Source organism: Marinagarivorans cellulosilyticus (assembly GCF_021655555.1).
Taxonomy (GTDB): domain Bacteria; phylum Pseudomonadota; class Gammaproteobacteria; order Pseudomonadales; family Cellvibrionaceae; genus Marinagarivorans; species Marinagarivorans cellulosilyticus.
The window spans coordinates 4,417,805-4,435,204 of record NZ_AP023086.1 but is presented as its reverse complement, the minus strand read 5'-3'; the positions used below and the strand labels follow the sequence as shown (position 1 = coordinate 4,435,204).

The 17,400-nt window shown below is 45.1% G+C and carries 15 protein-coding genes; 13 read left to right on the top strand and 2 right to left on the bottom strand.

From position 1 onward, the window contains the following. Nucleotides 1-2 precede the first annotated feature (2 nt). Complete coding sequence (locus MARGE09_RS18175) at nucleotides 3-1,316, bottom strand: glycosyl hydrolase 53 family protein (protein WP_236984428.1); 1,314 nt, start codon at nucleotides 1,314-1,316, stop codon at nucleotides 3-5. Between the two features lie 326 nt (nucleotides 1,317-1,642). On the opposite strand from MARGE09_RS18175, the gene pseB reads away from it, so the two are divergent. From pseB to MARGE09_RS18115, 12 genes are all read left to right on the top strand, one after another. Next, nucleotides 1,643-2,638 carry a UDP-N-acetylglucosamine 4,6-dehydratase (inverting) gene (gene pseB, locus MARGE09_RS18170; protein ID WP_236984425.1) on the top strand — a complete coding sequence of 332 codons (996 nt, stop codon included), beginning with the start codon at nucleotides 1,643-1,645 and terminating at the stop codon, nucleotides 2,636-2,638. Further along, complete coding sequence (gene pseC / locus MARGE09_RS18165; RefSeq protein ID WP_236984418.1) at nucleotides 2,635-3,783, top strand: UDP-4-amino-4,6-dideoxy-N-acetyl-beta-L-altrosamine transaminase; 1,149 nt, start codon at nucleotides 2,635-2,637, stop codon at nucleotides 3,781-3,783. Before pseB ends, pseC begins: the two co-directional genes overlap by 4 nt. Further along, the gene (gene pseF, locus MARGE09_RS18160) at nucleotides 3,780-4,493 is read left to right on the top strand and encodes a pseudaminic acid cytidylyltransferase (RefSeq protein ID WP_236984408.1); all 714 of its coding nucleotides are present in this window, start codon (nucleotides 3,780-3,782) and stop codon (nucleotides 4,491-4,493) included. The genes pseC and pseF overlap by 4 nt, the downstream gene beginning before the upstream one ends. Continuing rightward, complete coding sequence (gene pseG, locus MARGE09_RS18155) at nucleotides 4,486-5,589, top strand: UDP-2,4-diacetamido-2,4,6-trideoxy-beta-L-altropyranose hydrolase (protein ID WP_236984406.1); 1,104 nt, start codon at nucleotides 4,486-4,488, stop codon at nucleotides 5,587-5,589. Before pseF ends, pseG begins: the two co-directional genes overlap by 8 nt. Nucleotides 5,590-5,861: 272 nt before the next feature. Further along, the gene (locus MARGE09_RS18150; protein WP_236984404.1) at nucleotides 5,862-7,097 is read left to right on the top strand and encodes a hypothetical protein; all 1,236 of its coding nucleotides are present in this window, start codon (nucleotides 5,862-5,864) and stop codon (nucleotides 7,095-7,097) included. Nucleotides 7,098-7,149: 52 nt separating this feature from the next. Next, nucleotides 7,150-8,202 carry an N-acetylneuraminate synthase family protein gene (locus tag MARGE09_RS18145; RefSeq protein ID WP_236984402.1) on the top strand — a complete coding sequence of 351 codons (1,053 nt, stop codon included), beginning with the start codon at nucleotides 7,150-7,152 and terminating at the stop codon, nucleotides 8,200-8,202. A gap of 1 nt (nucleotide 8,203) precedes the next feature. Beyond that, on the top strand, nucleotides 8,204-9,403 hold the full coding sequence (locus MARGE09_RS18140) for an ATP-grasp domain-containing protein (protein ID WP_236984400.1): 1,200 nt from the start codon (nucleotides 8,204-8,206) through the stop codon (nucleotides 9,401-9,403). Further along, on the top strand, nucleotides 9,390-10,085 hold the full coding sequence (locus tag MARGE09_RS18135) for a class I SAM-dependent methyltransferase (RefSeq protein ID WP_236984398.1): 696 nt from the start codon (nucleotides 9,390-9,392) through the stop codon (nucleotides 10,083-10,085). The genes MARGE09_RS18140 and MARGE09_RS18135 overlap by 14 nt, the downstream gene beginning before the upstream one ends. Beyond that, nucleotides 10,082-10,831 (top strand): amidohydrolase family protein, encoded by a 750-nt coding sequence (locus tag MARGE09_RS18130; protein WP_236984396.1) that lies wholly within the window; start codon nucleotides 10,082-10,084, stop codon nucleotides 10,829-10,831. The genes MARGE09_RS18135 and MARGE09_RS18130 overlap by 4 nt, the downstream gene beginning before the upstream one ends. Before the next feature lie 11 nt (nucleotides 10,832-10,842). Next, nucleotides 10,843-11,865, top strand: a complete 1,023-nt coding sequence (locus tag MARGE09_RS18125) for a beta/alpha barrel domain-containing protein (protein ID WP_236984394.1) — start codon at nucleotides 10,843-10,845, stop codon at nucleotides 11,863-11,865. Nucleotides 11,866-11,868: 3 nt separating this feature from the next. Then, nucleotides 11,869-12,564 carry a PIG-L deacetylase family protein gene (locus MARGE09_RS18120; protein ID WP_236984391.1) on the top strand — a complete coding sequence of 232 codons (696 nt, stop codon included), beginning with the start codon at nucleotides 11,869-11,871 and terminating at the stop codon, nucleotides 12,562-12,564. Then, nucleotides 12,552-13,028 (top strand): GNAT family N-acetyltransferase, encoded by a 477-nt coding sequence (locus MARGE09_RS18115; RefSeq protein ID WP_236984389.1) that lies wholly within the window; start codon nucleotides 12,552-12,554, stop codon nucleotides 13,026-13,028. Before MARGE09_RS18120 ends, MARGE09_RS18115 begins: the two co-directional genes overlap by 13 nt. A gap of 15 nt (nucleotides 13,029-13,043) precedes the next feature. Here the strand turns inward: MARGE09_RS18115 and MARGE09_RS18110 are convergent, their stop codons facing one another. Then, nucleotides 13,044-15,140 (bottom strand): motility associated factor glycosyltransferase family protein, encoded by a 2,097-nt coding sequence (locus MARGE09_RS18110; RefSeq protein ID WP_236984387.1) that lies wholly within the window; start codon nucleotides 15,138-15,140, stop codon nucleotides 13,044-13,046. 240 nt (nucleotides 15,141-15,380) lie between these two features. Here MARGE09_RS18110 and MARGE09_RS18105 point away from each other — a divergent pair, with 240 nt between their 5' ends. Beyond that, nucleotides 15,381-17,231, top strand: coding sequence for a putative bifunctional diguanylate cyclase/phosphodiesterase (locus MARGE09_RS18105; RefSeq protein WP_236984385.1), 1,851 nt, complete (start codon nucleotides 15,381-15,383; stop codon nucleotides 17,229-17,231). The last annotated feature ends 169 nt before the right edge of the window (nucleotides 17,232-17,400 follow it).

Here is a 17,400-nt window from a genome sequence, read left to right as displayed (position 1 = left end):
CCTTAAGGTAATTTTCTTAAGCCATAATCCTCTACTATTTGATCATAAACGGCGAAGTCTTCGGGGTTCGCCTGGTAACGGTTGCCTTGCTGAGTAAATAAAGCATTGCCCCAAAAACCTGACTCTGTAGGCTCCCAAAAAAAGGTGCCTAAGCCACGATTGTCGGGTAGCTCGTGCATAATGTCGTTAAGCAATCGGCCGCGAGGGTTGTACTCGACAAAAGAAAACGATAATTGCGGGTAGCGGCTTGAAATGCGTTGCATAGTCGTGCGCCACTCGCTTGCTGGCCCTTGAAATTCTTCGTAGGCCGAAAGCCCCAAAACATCAAACGCAACGCCTTGCGCAAGGGCGCTATCGACCCACCACTCAAGCCCGTCTGGGTGATGAAAGTTCTCAATATGGAGCAGCGTTTTGATATTGGCTCCTACGCTGTTAACGCCAGCAATGCCCGCTTTTAATAGCGTTGCCAAATTGCCCCAGTTGTTATTATTGGCTGCACCATTAGGGCCTGTATGTGCTATGGAATTGTTGCCCCAGCAATCGGTTGCATTGGTTGCGCTGTGCACCAGTAAACCCGGTGTACTTTCATTACCTATTTGAACCATGTTGGGTAAGGCGTTTTCAGCGCGTAGTGCCTCTAATGTATCCATGGTGTACAGCCGTACTTGTTGGGCTAAAGCTTCAATACTGTTGCTGTTGCGCCAAGCATCGGGAATCACCTGTTTGCCTGGATCTGCCCAGGTGTCGGAATAGTGGAAATCGAGCAAAAAGCCCATGCCGGCGGCTTTAATGCGTTTGGCCGTGCGTACGATATCTTCCTTGCCATTATATGCTTGCGCTTTGCCGTGACAGCCAGCATTAGCGCCGCCAGCGGTTGATGTATACCCATGGGGGGACGTCGGGTCAACAAAGGTTCGCAAGCGAATAAAGTTAATGCCGTGGTTCTTCAGTAATTCGAGCAGGTCTTTTTCTTGGCCATCGGTATCGATGTAAATAGCGCCTTGGTCTAGCTGCTCTGACCAGTAAGAAATGTCCATTCCCAAAATAAAATCGCCGTCTGTATAACCTATAGGAGATGCAGAGGAAGAGACCGCGGCTGTGCTCGACGAGGACTGCACACTGGACGGTGCAATTGCGCTAGTACTAGATGCCGCGCTAGAAACCTGTATTTGGCTGGATGCTTGGCTTGAACGGCTACTGCTTGTGTTTTCATGGCTTGATGATGCGTTCGACCCTGTACATGCCGGTATTAAAGTAACTATCGCAAGGAGGGTAAAGCATTGCCAAGCATTTGCGCGTATTAGTGGGGTAAACATTCGGGTAACCATTGGTTGTGGGGTCGTGGGTTGTTTGCTTACGCGATTATACCAAGCTTGCGTTTTGCGGCTGAGGGTAACTGGCTAGCTTGTGATGCGCATCTCCTTGCGGCTATAAATCGTGCAGCCCCAAAGCGCTGTATTGCTTGCGCTAGGGCAAGTTATGGGGTGAATAGGGCGCCTAACCGTTTTAATTTGTGCCTTGCCGGTATCTTTTCTGTCGCTTGGCATAGCCTCTGCTATATATAAAGGTACACGTCAAGATATCGACACATTAGAAAAGACAATGTTTTACATTGACTGCGGATTCACGGTTGAGGTTGCTCATGTTTGAAAATAAAACACTTTTAATTACCGGCGGAACAGGATCATTTGGCAAAAAGTTGACCAAAACGCTGCTGGAGCACCATAAGCCCAAAAAAATCATTATTTTCTCGCGTGACGAATTAAAACAATTTGAAATGCAGCAGCAGTTTAATAGCGAAGTTATGCGCTATTTTATTGGCGATGTTCGGGATAAAGAGCGCATTTCGCAAGCGTGTGAGGGCGTAGATTATGTCATACACGCAGCGGCTTTAAAGCAAGTGCCGGCGGCAGAATATAACCCGACTGAATGTATTAAAACCAATATTAATGGTGCTGAAAATGTGATTCGCGCGGCACTTACAAATCGTGTGAAAAAAGTGATTGCGCTTTCTACCGATAAAGCGGCATGCCCGGTAAACCTTTACGGCGCGACTAAGCTCGCATCAGATAAGCTTTTTGTCGCGGCAAACAATATGGCCGCAGGTAAATCGGAATTTGCCGTGGTGCGTTACGGTAATGTTGTGGGCTCGCGTGGCTCTGTGGTGCCGTTTTTTCAGCAGTGGATCGCGGAAAACAAAGGTGATTTACCGATTACCGATTTAGAAATGACACGCTTTTGGATTACTTTGCAGCAAGGTGTCGATTTTGTGCTGACTAATTTTTCGCGTATGCATGGCGGTGAAATTTTTGTACCTAAAATACCTAGCGTAAGAATTACTGATTTAGCTGAAGCTGTAGCGCCAGGCGTTAAGACCCAAGTGATTGGTATTCGCCCTGGTGAAAAACTGCACGAAACCATGTGCCCGCAGGATGATTCCCATCTAACGGTAGAGTTCGATGATCACTATGTGATTACGCCAACGATTAAAATGTATCGTCCAGTAAATTTTGAACGCAATAAGCTTGATCAAACAGGTCAGCCTGTGGCTAAAGGTTTTTGCTATAACTCGGGTAATAACACCGACTTTTTAACCGTTAACCAAATACAAGCGTTACACGAGAGCGCGGATCTATGATCCCGTACGGCCGCCAGTGCATTGATGACGATGATATCCAGGCGGTAACGCAAGTATTGCGCTCGCCTTGGCTAACGCAGGGGCCCGTAGTACAGGATTTTGAAAAGGCGCTAGCAGCCAAGGTGGGTGCTCAGTACGCGGTCGCGCTAAGTAACGGCACCGCGGCGCTGCATTTAACATGCTTGGCCCTGGGGCTTGGCAAGGGTGATTATTTATGGACAACGCCACTTTCGTTTGTAGCATCGGCTAATTGTGGCCTGTATTGCCAGGCGCAAGTTGAATTTGTGGATATAGACCCAGCCAGTCGCAATATCTGCCCGGTAAAATTAGCTGATCAACTTGCGCAGGCCAAGACAGCTAATATTTTGCCCAAGGTCTTAGTGGTAGTGCATTTCGCAGGTTTGCCTTGCGATCTAAAGCCTATTCGAGAGCTAACAGACCATTACGGTATTTGTTTAATTGAAGATGCCGCCCATGCCATTGGCAGCTTGTACGAAGGCAGTGCAATAGGTAGTGGCGCATACAGTGATGCAACCATTTTTAGTTTTCATCCGGTAAAAACCTTGGCCGCCGGTGAGGGCGGTGCAGTGTTAACAAATGATGTCCAACTTGCCGCTAAAGTGCGCAAACTTGCGAGCCACGGGGTAGAAAGGGACAGTGAGCACTGGCAGAGTCCTCCTGCTGCCCCTTGTTATTACGAGCAGCAGGCACTGGGTTTTAATTATCGATTAAGTGATATTCATGCAGCTTTGGCTTTATCACAACTCAATAAGTTGGATGTGTTTGTCGAGGCGCGCCGCGAAAAAGCGGCAGCTTACTTAAAAGGCTTGCTCGACACGCCTTTGCAATTACCGGTAGAACCTTCAAATTGCTATTCGGCGTGGCATATTTATGTTGTAACTTTTGAATCTTCTGAAGTGCGTGATAGGTGTTATGAAACCTTGCGAGAGCACGATATTTTCACCAATGTGCATTATATACCTATTCACAAACAGCCCTTATATCGCCCATTAGCGCGTTACTTTGGTAGCCATTTTCCTAATGCAGAGCAACATTATGCGCGATCACTGACGTTGCCGTTATTTGTGACCTTGACTGAGCAAGAGCAAGCGCACGTAATTACCTGTTTAAAGGAAAGCTTATGACGCAATCAAAGCCAAGCGTATTAGGGTTAATTCCAGCAAGAGGTGGCTCTAAGCGAATACCGCAAAAAAATATCCGGCCTTTTTTAGGTAAGCCAATTTTGGATTATGCAATTAAAGCGGCGCAAGCTTGTGCCTTATTTGACGATGTTGTGGTATCTACCGATTGTGAAAAAATAGCGGCTATAGCGCGTGATTGTGACGCGAGTACGCCTTTTATGCGGCCGCCAGCATTAGCCGATGATTTTACCGGCACACAAGCTGTTGTAGAGCATGCGATTAAGGCATTAGCCGCGCACGGGCAGCATTTTGATTATGTTTGTTGTATTTATGCCACCAATCCATTGTTACAAAGCGCTGCGCTGGTGGAAGGTTTTAATCGGTTGCGGCAGGAGCAATGTGATTATGTGGTTTCTGCTGTGGCTTTTGATTTTCCTATCCAGCGCGCACTAGTATGCGATGGCAATAAAATTATGCCGGCTCAGGCAGAGTCAATGCTAGCTCGCTCGCAAGATTTAACGCCAATGTACCATGATGCAGCCCAATTTTATTGGGGTACAAGCCAAGCTTTTAGCCACGGTAAACTGCTGTGGGGCGATAAAACCCGCGCTGTAATTTTGCCAAGCACGCAAGTGCAAGATATAGACACCCTTGACGACTGGGTCATTGCCGAAATTAAATATCAGCGATTACAGGAGCAGTTAGGTGGCTAGCGGCACTGTACTTTTTCGCGTTGACGCATCCCATTTTTTGGGTAATGGGCATGTTGTGCGTTGCGTAGCGCTAGCGGAAACTTTAATTGAGCATGGCTATTGTTGTGTGTTTGCATGCCGTGATCTAGCCGGCAATGCAATTGATTGGTTGCAGCGGAAAAACTTTGATGTTGTCGTTTTACCAACACCAGAAAAAATTATTGAGCCTCAGCATAATGACTTTTCAACATGGGGGCAGAGCGATCCGCAATGGGATGCCCAGAACTCAGCATTTTGCTTGCAGCACTACTGCGCAGCGTGGCTGGTGATTGATCATTATGCATGGTCTGCTGCCGAGCATGAACTCTTAAAGCCGCTGGCGGCTAAAACTTTGGTGATCGATGATTTATGTAATCGCCCTTTAGCAGCCGATATCTTGGTAGATTCTGGGAGTCATATGAATGCGGATTACGACCCTTGGCTCAAATCGAGTAGTACACGACTGTTAGGGCGCGAATATTTACCGCTGCGAAAAAAATTTCGATCGTTACGTTCTGTAACTTACGCTAAGGCCGATATCCAATCGCATTTTTTAATCAGTTGTGGGGCGACGGACGCTGCCAATTATAGCCTCGCCTTGCTTAAAATTGTTGCTCCAGTATTAGCGCAAGGTAAGTTGCGCGTGACCTGTGTATTGGCTGCTAACGCGCCGCATATTCAGCAGCTTAAAGATTATTGCCAGTCGCATAGGGGAACTCAATTAGTGATTGACCCTGATGATATGGCTGGCCTTATTGCATCGACTGACTTTGTTATTGGGACTGCTGGCAGTGGTGTTTGGGAGCGTTGCGCACTGGGTAAGCCGAGCGCAGTGCTTATGGCAGGAGAAGATCAACGCAATAATTTTAATAGTCTCGTTCAGTTTGGGGGAGGTTGCGATATTACAAAGGCGGCTAATTGCTTTGCCATTTGCCGCGACAAAGTACTTTACCTGTTAAAGCAGTGGTATGAAAAGCCATATAGCGACCTTTACCAGCACCAAAAATCCGCTTGGGAGCTTTGTGATGGGCAAGGCGCGAAGCGTATCGCTCAAAAAATGCAGCAGGCTGCAGCATGACCACGGAAGCATTAAAGATAAGCTGTGTGGAAAACACCAACAATGCTTTGCAGATTAAGTGCGTTGTAGCGTTTGTTTTTGTTGTTTGCGCTTGTCTGGGTTTGTATTTTCAATATCCCTTTAACGCTTTACCGAATACTACCCCTTTTATACTGGCTTTTTTTCGAATAGTTTTTTTTGGTTTGGTAGTTTGTCGATTATGGTTTGGGCGCCATGCGGCTGCTTTATTGTGGGGGCACCAGAGCGTTAGCTATTTAAAGCCGATTGGGTGTTTGTGGCTACTTGTTGCTATTGCTGGGTGCTTAGGTATTGGCGGTGCCTATAGTCATTACCTTAACGCAATTTTGTTTTTTATCGTTTTTTACCGGTCAAAATACTATTCCATTGAAGATATTTATTATCAACTAGCTTCATTTGTTGTTATATTTTTACCGACTACTCAGGTTTGGTCGTTAGATTCTTTGTTGGGATGGGGGGGTAACGTTGGAGCTGTATTTGGGGCTGATATTACGTTGTTAGCGCTTAATGTCTATGCTTGGTTGCTGGCCTTAATGTTGTTGTCTGCCGCAACAGAAAAAGCCTTAACGGCTAATTGGCGAAAAGGGTTGAGCTTTTACTATTTTGTTGCTTTACCCCACTTAACCTTACCTTACTGGCGCTGGCTTAAAAACTATAAGTTATTGTGTCAGTTTTCTTCGTGGATGACGGTAATCGGGCAGGGTACGCTCTTTGTTGGTTACTTTATACCGGCATTGCTACCATTGTTGTGGTTAAAGCAATGCGCATTTGGTTTTTTGCTAATTTGTATCGTGGATTTATCGTTTATTGGGCAATTGTTTGTTGCGCAATTTGTGCTGTTTTTTCTTATTACCCTGGGTTCGCTAACCGATAGTGCGAGCTATGTACCTGCATCTACGCCTTTGCTAGGGGTTGGTATGGCGGCATTATTCATTGTTTTCGCGGCGATTCGCAGCTTTTTTTTAGAGCTTAAAGGCTACCATCAGTGGATGCCTAAGTGGTGTGATCAAAGCGTGCGAATTTTAAGTGGAAGCTGCCCAGTTAAGGTGTTTTCCGACGCGCATTTGTTTGGTCTGTATATTTATCAAGTCGTCGATGATTCGGGTAAAAATGTACTGCCAGCATTTATGGATGATGGAGGCCCAGGGCCATTACAGCGCTGGCACCCGCGGTATTACCAAGGGGCGATGTACAGTGTAACGGATGTTTGTTTAGCTAAGCGTTATTGGTCGGAATATAGCGGTAGCCGTGAGGACCGCCTTGACGACCTACTTGCGGCAGGTTTTACCTTGGCTGCCGATTCACAACGTTTAACCCTGCGTGTTAAAGCGATTAATCCATCAGAGCACTATGAGAAAAACACAAGTGCTTGGTTAGATGCGCAATGGACAAATATCTACGAAGGTGTGCGACAAAACGGCAAGGTGAGCACTCAGTGGCTTGGTCTTCCTCCGGCAGTTAAAAAAACAGCCAGAAATTTCAAGCGTTAAATGAATAAAAGCATAACGTCTGGTAGTCAGAATTGGGTGTAAAGGCATGGGTATGACAGCAGGTGATACGGGATGCAATGGTTTTAAGGTAGGCAAAAACTGTTACAACCAACAGCAGGTTTATATTATTGCGGAAATTGGCTCTAACCATAACCAAGACCTAGCAACCGCATTAAGCATGATTGAACGCTGTGCGCAGATGGGCGTTAATGCGGTTAAGTTTCAATCTATAAAACTTGACGGTCTTTATCAACCGGAGTTGGAATCGGATGAATTTAAACAATGGTTTAGCGCAATTGAATTAGATGAACAGTGGTATCCAGTATTGGCGGCAAAGTGCCAAGCGGTAAATGTCGATTTTTTGTCATCGCCGACATACGAGGGCTCAATCGCTTTACTAGAAGCGGTTGATGTACCTGCTTATAAAATTGCCTCGCCACAAGCGCAAGCGAACTTACCGTTAGTGCGGCAAGTGGCTGAACGCCAAAAGCCAATGATTATTTCGCTGGGTTATGGCACTTATCACGATATAGAAGCTGTAATTTCAGCGTGTGAAAGCGTGGGTAATCGCAAGCTTTCTTTACTGCATTGCGTTTCTCAATACCCTGTTAAACCTGAAGATGCCAACCTTGGTTTTATTCCAACGTTAGCGGCAATGACGGGTTACCCCGTAGGGTTTTCGGATCATTCGTTGGGTGATGAATTGGCGCTAGCTGCAGTGGCGCTTGGTGCTTGTGTATTGGAAAAGCATATTACTTTAGACCGTAACCAAACTGGGCCAGATCACAACTTCTCGCTGCAGTTTGATGAGTTTGAAAGGCTTGTAAAAAAGGTTCGCAACCTAGAAAAAGCGTTGGGTTCTACACGGCGACAAACGTTGGGGCAAGAAGAGATGGGCTACCGCTCATTTGTTGCCTTAAAAGTTATTGCAAAGCACGGTATTGCTCAAGGTAAAGTATTAACGGAAGGTGATTTTATTTTTCTGCGTTCGAATCACGATGGTATTTTGGCCAGTGATATTGAAATGGTGCAACGTTGTCGCACTGCGCAGCCAATTGCTAAAGGCCAGCTATTACAGTGGTCTGATTTAGCTATGGGGGGTTAAGGTGTCAAAAATATTGATGGTTATTGGCGGTAATTGGGAGCAAGAAATACTGGCTGAAACCGCAAAGTCGATGGGGTTAAGGTTGTTGTTAACTGACCCGGACGAAAATTGCGCGGCTAAAAAACATGCCGATATTTTTTATCGTGTAGAACCTAGGGATTTAACGCGCTTGTTAACTTTAGCAAAAAAGCACTCAGTGGCTGGCGTTATTGCTGACGAGTGTGATTACTCGCATTATGCGGCGGTGGTAATCGCCCACCATTTGGGGCTGCCTAGTGACGGCTTAGCTGCAGCGCAAGTGACGACGAATAAAGCATGGATGCGTGAAATGGTCCGCGAAGCGGCTGTTATGCAACCTCGTTTTTTTGCCTGTAATACATTGGAACAATCGCTTAAGGCTGTAAATTTGATTGGCTTGCCGGTTATTGTTAAACCTGTTGATAATCGAGGGGCATTTGGCGTTTCAATTGTACGCACTAATGCTGAGTTAGAAACCGCCTTTCTAGAGGCTTTGATGAATGCGCATTCCCGGCAAGTCATTGTAGAGGCGTTTGTTGAAGGAACGCATATTACGGTAGATGGTATTTGTGACGAAGCCGGATGCCATCACAACTTAGCAATGGCATCTAAAAAAATTCTGCCCGGTGAAAAGCCCGTGATTACAGATGTGGTTTACCCTGCGCGCTTAAGCGAAGAGCTAACGCGCCATGTTTATGATGTGAACCAGAAGGTAGTGGCAGCGTTAGGTATTCATGCAGGTTTTACACACTCGGAATACATTGTTGATGATAAAGGCCGCTGTTTTCTTGTGGAAACCGCAAATCGAGGGGGCGGTGTGCTTACGAGCGCAAAAATACTTCCCTTTTTGGCGGGTGCAGATTTATACCAATATTTAATACGGCGCGCTTTGGGCGAGACGCACAAGCTTGTGTTATCTCCTGTAGACCGACAAGTGTTGTTAACGTTTTTTGTCTTTGAAAACGGCGTTATTGATTCAATTAAGGGTTTTGATGCCGTTCACGCTTTGGATGGAGTGCTGCATGTTCAGCTTTTGGTTAGTGCGGGTCAAACTATTAATCGTCCTAAAAATGGTGCCCAGCGGCATGGTTTTGCCATTTTGTCGGCAGAAAGCGCCGCAGAATTGGAGCAACTGCAGGCATCGGTAAGATCAACATTGCAGGTGCATTATGCCAATAAGTGAGGTCGACATGACTCAAGCAACAGTAAATGCCGATGCCATAAAAAATACCGACGAACAACTAAGGGTGCGGTATTCAAATCGCTTACATTCGTTTGGTTATGATCCGAAAACGCTGGGTTGGGATACTGCCCAGCATCAAAATATTCGATTTAATGCAATATCTAGGGCGCTTCCCAAAAATAAAGCATTTAGTTTGTGTGATATTGGCTGTGGGTTTGGTGATTTGCGCACAGCGCTGGTAAATGCTGGTTTTTTGCTGGAGTATCACGGCATTGATATCAATGCGGATCTTATTCAGGAAGCCAGTCAACGTCATCCGGATTGTGATTTTTCTGTACGAAATATCTTACTCGATGATGACACCGCAACTGTTGCCGATTGGGTTTGTGCATTGGGTGTACTGAATTTTCGTTTTACAGAATTTGATAACGAAGTCTTTGCCCGGCAGTTTATTCGTCGCGCTTTTGCATTGGCGAAACAGGGGCTGGTTGTTGATATGCTCTCTAGCCATATTTGCAGTACTTATCCGCAAGAAGATTTCGTTTATTATTACTCGCCAGAAAAGATGTTGTCTTTTGCGCTAGAGCTAACACCGCATGTACAGCTATTCCACGATTGTGCCCCGATACCTCAGCAGGAGTTTCAATTGGTGTTAAAGCATGAGTCGGAGCATGCTTTATGAAAGTGATTGATAGCTTCTGTTTCCCGTTACTTTCGCGCAATGAGCAATCACTGTTGGACGAGCCGCCCGCTGATCTTGATCGCCTGCGAACATCAATAGCGCTCAAACGCTATTTTTGTTTATTTGGTCGCGATATTCGTTCATGCGAGCCATTTTTAATGGCGGTTTCACAAACACCTAAAGCGGGTGCTTTAGGTTTAATTCCATCAAAGCTTTCGCCAAATGACCCTTGGTGGGATTACCAAAGTCAGTTTTCGGGTTTTGTTTTACACCCCTATTTACAAGATTTAAGTGAGTTGCAAGGGCTGCAGCAATGTATAAGCGCCGGTATTATTGCTGGCCGTCCTGTATTTGTAAGTACTGCAATTGGTAGTCAAAAAATGTACCGCATATTCCCTTTGAAAGTGGCACATGCGGTAGCTCAGTTGTTATCTAGCCCTGTGGTTTTGGCGCATGCTGGCGGTGCTCAAGTCTTAGAGGCATTGCTGATTGCTGATGCTAACCCACATGTATATCTGGAAACGTCATTTTCGTTACATTATTGGCAGGGTAGCTCGGTAGAAAATGATTTAGCTTTTGCGATTAAAAAGCTTGGGGCGCATCGTTGTTTGTACGGTAGCGACGCACCTTTTTGTTCGGAACACGAGGCGCTAGAAGCGCATGTAAACTTCTTTAATAAGCACAATTTTTCTGATAGTTGCGTAAATAGCATAATGCATGAAAATGCACAGCAGCTAATGGGGTAGTTGGAGGGGATATGTTGACAGCGAATAATCCAGGAGCCACACCATTATTATTGGATTGCACATTGCGTGATGGCGGCTATTCAATCCATTTTCAGTTCTCGTTAATGGATACCAAGCGTATTTGTGAAGGTTTAGAAAAGTCGGGTATTGAATATATCGAAGTGGGGCATGGGCTAGGGCTTGGCGCATCGGGTGTTGAGCATGGCGTTGCCTTTGAAAGCGATGAGCATTATATCGTTGCAGCAAAATCTGTTGTAAAAAAAGCAAAGGTCGGAGCGTTTTTTATTCCTGGTGTTGGTTGCTTAAACGATATTGATGTGGCGGCAAAGGCGGGCTTAGACTTTATTCGCATTGGTGTTAATGTGACAGATATTGCGCCGGCGCAAGAGGCTTGTGTAAAAGCAAAATCTTTAGGGTTGGAAGTGTACCTTAACTTGATGAAGACCTATGCGCTGGATATTAAAGAGTTTCATAAGACAATAACACAGCTTGCCACTTGGCCCATTGATTGTGTTTATGTTGTTGATTCTTCTGGTTGTATGTTGCCAAGTGAAGTCAGTGAATATGTGCAAGTTATTGTTAAGCAGGGTATTAGCGCGGGCTTTCATGGCCATAATAATTTGGATTTGGTCAATGCCAATTGTCTTGCCGCGCTGGATGCAGGGGCTTCTATAGTGGATGGAACACTGCGCGGAATGGGGCGAAGTTCTGGCAATGCGCAAACAGAAGTGCTGGCGCATTTATTTAATCGTCAATTAAAGCGTGAAGCGTACGACGTATTTGATTTGTTTTCGACGATTGAGCAATCGGTAGAGCCATTAATGATAAGGTCACAAGGTCAGCCGAGTGTGGATGTTATTACTGGTATTAGTCGCTTTCACTCAGGTTTTTTGCCCCGCTTTAAGCGAGTGCAAAGTGAGTACCCTGTTAACCTTAACCGTTTAATTCTGGCGGTTTCAAAAATAGATTGCGTGGACCCTTCAGAGGCGCTAATTCGATCGGTGGCTAAAGATTTAACGCGTATGGAGGCATAAAAAATGGCTGAGCGGGTTTTATGTATTGCCGCACACCCAGATGACGAGGTGTTAGGTTGTGGTGCTACTTTGGCGTGGCATCGTAATAAAGGCGATGCTGTCGAGGTATTGTTTTGCGCTGACGGTGTCGGAGCCAGAGAAACCGGCTCCAATAAAAAAGAGGGCGCGCAGCACCAAATAAATCAACGCTTAGACATGGCGAAATCTGCATTATCCCATTTAGGTGTGAGCCAGTTGAGTACTTTGGACTTTAGTGATAACTGTTTAGACAATATGCCGTTATTGCAGTTAATTCAGGCCATTGAGGCGGTTGTGCAACGTGTAGACCCGACGATTATTTATACTCATCATGCGGGTGATTTGAATATTGATCATCGGCGTGTTTGTGAAGCGGTGCTAACGGCGTGCCGTCCCTTACCAGATTCACCTGTTAAAACATTATATGCTTTTGAAGTCGTTTCGAGTACCGGTTGGGGAGAGGGCGCGTTGCCTTCTTTTGTTCCAACTGTGTTTGTTGATATTGAAAAAACATTGCCCCTTAAAATGAAAGCGCTTGAGCAGTATGACGCTGAAATGCGGGCCTTTCCTCATGCTAGAAGTTATCAAGCCTTACAAGCTTTAGCGGCTTATCGTGGTAGTTGTGTGGGTTTGCCCGCTGCAGAGGCTTTTGTATTGTTGCGCCAAATATGCAAAGAGTAGACGGGGAGTTATTGGTGCGTAAAGCGGTATTTTCAGATACAGCTTTACTTTTTCAGTGGGCTAATCAGCCGATTGTTCGTTTTCAGGCTTTTGCTCAGCAGCCGATTACTTGGTTTGATCATACTTATTGGTGTCACCGCCGTTTTGTAGGCAAAAATGGTATTTGGGTAGGGGTATTGAATAATCGAGAGGTTGGTCAGGTTCGATTTGATGAGGACCTACAGGCAGCTTGTTGGTTGATCGATATCCATCTGGATGATAGCTACAAAGGTAAAGGTTTAGGCTTGCAGTTGCTAAATCAAGCGATGCAACAGCAAGCAGCTTTGCGGCCTTGCTACTATTTTTGCGCGTTGGCTAAAGTGAGCAACACGGCATCGTGCCGGCTTTTTGAAAAAGCCGGTTTCTCAATGGTTGGGCTCGTTTGTTTGCAGGGGCAATGGTGCTGGCAATACGAGCGATTCTAGGATGCTTCTAGCGCTTTAATTGTTTTTTGTGGCGTCGCTATTACTTTCACTTTCCTCTGCAAGCCTTACGGCATCCTTATCAACAGTGGTGTCGCATAATAAGGGTGTCTTCTCCATAAAGCTAAAAGCGTGTTCAAGTAATCGTTGATATTGCTTGCGGCCTTGTGTGAAGCTTTCTTGAAACTCTTGTTCATTTTTACTGAATAATGTGGACTGCACGACCAATGTGAAGGCGGAGTTAATACTGCCGCGAAATAGCAGCTTGTAAAGTGGTTTACATGCAATGATGGTTTTAAATATTTTTTGCATGGCTCTATGCAGCTCGGCCGAGGTTTTTATGCGGGCGGGCAAGTCCAATTTACTTTTTAGGGCCTTAAGATCTTTTAAGTGGCGCTGTTTAAATTTTTTCTCTGAAATCGTTTTAGGTGTTAGTGATTTTATGTTGTCTCTAAGAAGCTGCTGAATAATTGCTGCTTTGTTAGTGCCGCTAAAAGATGGTAAATCTTCTGCGGCTGTGGGCAGGGTGCCGTCAATGTAAGCTCCTTCGTTTGGGTTGTAGATGGTCAGCTCTATATTTTGTCTTTTGACTTGGGTGATTAGCATTTCCATACTGCTTCTGGTCGCGTGAAGGATGGCGTTTGTAGTGACTTCGCCGCCAAAGTTGCCAGCTATTTTGTAGTTGTTTTTATTGTTATTGCTTTTCTCTGCCTTTTTCTTTTCGATGTCGTAATAAATGCTGAGTGAAGAATGGTGATCTTCGTCATCTTTCATGCCGAGGTCAATACCGACTAGCACCATTGTGCGAAAACCCAACACTAATGCCGCCGAAAGGCCGGCATTAGTTACAGTGGGGTTACAGAGTACAAGCTTTGGTGGTCTGTTATTCGGATAAATATCTTCAATAAATAATGTACCTAAATCGTTAGGTTTTAATGCAAGGCATACATCGTCGAATAGTTCTGTCATTTGTGGTGCTGCGGTGTTTAGGCAAATTAATCGTATGCCTTGGCGGTACTGCTCTGTAGTGCCGTGCTTTATATAAGACGGTGTTGCCGCGCTACGTTCCATTTCGATATGGAAATCAGGTTTTATGCCTGTTTTGGCCAGCGAGCTAAGCGCTGTGCCGCAGGTAATAATAATGGCGTTCTCTTTGTTATTTTTAATGTAATCAATGTGTTTATCTAACGATGGCCCGTTACCAATTAATATTACTGGCGTATCGTGGATGGGTGGCGTATTGCCGTATAGGTAAGGAAAGTGCTGGTTAATGTTGTGTATTGTGTGCGCAAGGCTAATTTGCTCGTCGTCAAAAAAACCAGTGCCTGCCGCTGCCAGGTGAAACTCTTTGCGGTAGGTTTCTAAGAATTCACTTTCTTTTTTGCTATTGAAATGCCTGAATATAAAGGTGTAAACAATATTGAAAAGACCAATTTTATCGGTGAGCAGCTTCATGTCCGTCATTGCATCTTTAGGGTCGACACCGATAAACAATTTTAGCATTCGGCCTTTATTGCACATTTTTTGTAAAATCGGTATCCAGTCTATTGTGTGCAGTGCTGCATAAAAAGAGTCTTTATGTGGATCAAAAATGCAAAGGTTGTAGATGTCTAGTTCGTTTACGCACTTTTCAATATGATAACCAAGCCCGCAGCCTGTAATTATCATAAAGCCAATGGGGACATCGACATGCCGTTTTTGGTTGTTTCGAAGGGGAGCATGTTGATCGATTAAGTTATTGATAACAATAGGGTGTATGTGTTGTTCGTTGGTTATTTTTGTTTTTCCGAAGTGAATATTTGATAAGGTCGGTTGTTTTTTAAAGGCTTGGTACTGTTCCTCGCAGAAAACAGCTGGGTCACCGGTATAGACGGGCTTGTTATTCAGTTTGTAGTTAACAAGGTTTAGAAAACCATCTTCCGTGTATATCAGCCTAAGCTCTTCGGGTTGATAGTCTATAAATTGCTCGTAGATTTGTGGTGCAAGCTGTTTGAATGCTTCCATATTACGCTTAAAGGTAATCTCCAATTTCAATTGAACTTGCTGCATTTCGGCGTGACGCAACATCTGTTGGATATTTGACGTTGTATTCGATTCTGTATGCGTTTCGGTCATTGGAGATGCCTGTTTTCTGACGTATTTATGTTCAAAAGCCTGTTTTGCCGGTAATTTCGGGAAAAAGTAGGCTATTCACACGGGTGTGCTTACTTTGCAAAATGCAGGCCTAATCGCTTTTAAAATAAGTTGGCTTTATATATAGAGCCTGCTTGACCTTAACCGTTTATCGGCTACTGCTGTGGTTAGATAAGCTGTGAACTAAGCTAACGGAAAGGGTCATTTTTTTGTGGTTATTACATGCCAAAAACTCCTCGAAATAAAAGGCACGCAGGTCATGGTGTCCCGTCTAAGGTGGCTGTTGCAGGCGGTAGTTCTGTTGTGCAAAAGCAGGCGGTGAATGACGGTTCAAAGGGTAATGATGTACGTGCTTGCTTGAATTCAGCATTAGCTGGGTTGTTGATGGAGCTGCCGGTTTTTGTGTGCGTGCTCAATAGTCAAGGTGATATTGAATATGTTAATAATAGATTCGATGTCTTCGAAGGTGTCTCTCGGGATTACCGTTACCGTAACGATTTAGTCAGCTTGTTCCCCGCGGGTTATGAGGAACATATAGCCGGTTTGCATGCAGAAGATGATTTTGAAGCGGCAAAAGGGGTAGATTTAAATTTTAGGCATAAAGACCATACTACTCACAATTACCATGTTGTTAAGCTTCGTCATCGCATTGATACAGGTGAAATTTGGTACCTTATTGTAGGCGTTGATGTAACCGCTCATCGGCAGGCGGAGCATTCGTTGCGAGATCATAAATCGCGTTTGGATTATATGGTTTATCACGATCCGCTAACGGGGTTGGCTAATCGTTCGTTGTTCTACGATCGCATTTCTAAAGTGCTCAGTCGCGCCGAGCACACAGGCGATAATTTTGCTTTGGTGTTGATAGATCTCGACCGTTTTAAAAATGTTAACGATAGCCTAGGGCACGATGCTGGTGACGCACTGCTTAAAATCGTAGCTGAAGTACTCAGTGAAGAACTCCGCGAAACCGACTCAGTCGCTCGTTTAGGTGGTGATGAATTTGTAGTGGTTTTAGAGGGCGTGCGAAGTATTTCCGATGTGGAGCTAGTAGCGGGACGCATACTGAACCGCTTGGCATTGCCTACGCGGCTGCAAGGTCACGAGATTACATCTACGGCCAGTATTGGTATTAGCTTTTATCCGCGCGATGGCGATTCGATAGATCAGCTTCTTAAACATGCTGATATTGCAATGTACCGGGCTAAATCAGCAGGCAAAAACCGCTACGAGTTTTTCCTAAAAGAAATGAAAACCACATTGGTGGACTCGCTGCTATTGGAAAATGAGCTGCGCCGCTGCATCGAAAATGAAGAAATGCATTTGCACTACCAGCCGCAAATTGATTTGCGCACGGGGCGTATAGTGGGTTTAGAGGCATTGGTGCGTTGGCAGCATGCAGAGCGCGGAATGATCTCGCCTATGGATTTTATTCCCTTGGCTGAAGACACCGGGCTTATTGAGCCTTTGGGTGAGTGGGTATTAAAGCATGCCTGTGAGCGCTTCCAAGCGTGGCTAATGTCGGGGCTTAATTTTGGCAAAATAGCGGTGAACTTATCGACTAAGCAGTTTCGTTTGCGCCGTTTCGAGCAAACGGTGATGTCGATACTCATGGAGACTCGTTTAGCGCCTCAGTATTTAGAGCTAGAAATTACTGAAAGCTCTGCAATGGAAAACGCCGAAGAGGCCATCCATATGCTCAATTGTTTGAGCAAGTTAGGGTTATCTTTAGCTATTGATGACTTTGGTACAGGCTATTCATCGTTGGCGTATTTACGCCGTTTCCCTATTAATAAGCTCAAGATTGATCGCAGTTTTGTGAATGACATTGACGAAGATGGCAGTGATTCCGCCATTGCCAAATCGATTATTGATTTGGCACATAACCTAAAGCTGGATGTACTGGCCGAAGGGGTTGAACACCTCGATCAGTCGCACTGGCTGCTAAGTAAGGGGTGTAATCAAGTGCAGGGCTTTTATTACTCCAAGCCTTTACCAGAAGCGCAGTTGTTGGCGTTGGTGAATAGTGATCGGGCTGAACGGGATTCTGCTGGCGTGCGCTTACTGCTTTAGCCTGTTTGTGAATAGTTCAACCCTAGTCATTTAGGTGTTAATCGCCAAGCATAAAAAAAGCGGCTGCTGCCGCTTTTAAAATAAATTGGACTTAATGAATTGCGCTTAATAGATAATGCTGCTGTAACTATTCAGCTGGGTGCGAATAATGATCAGTTTGCCGACGTAT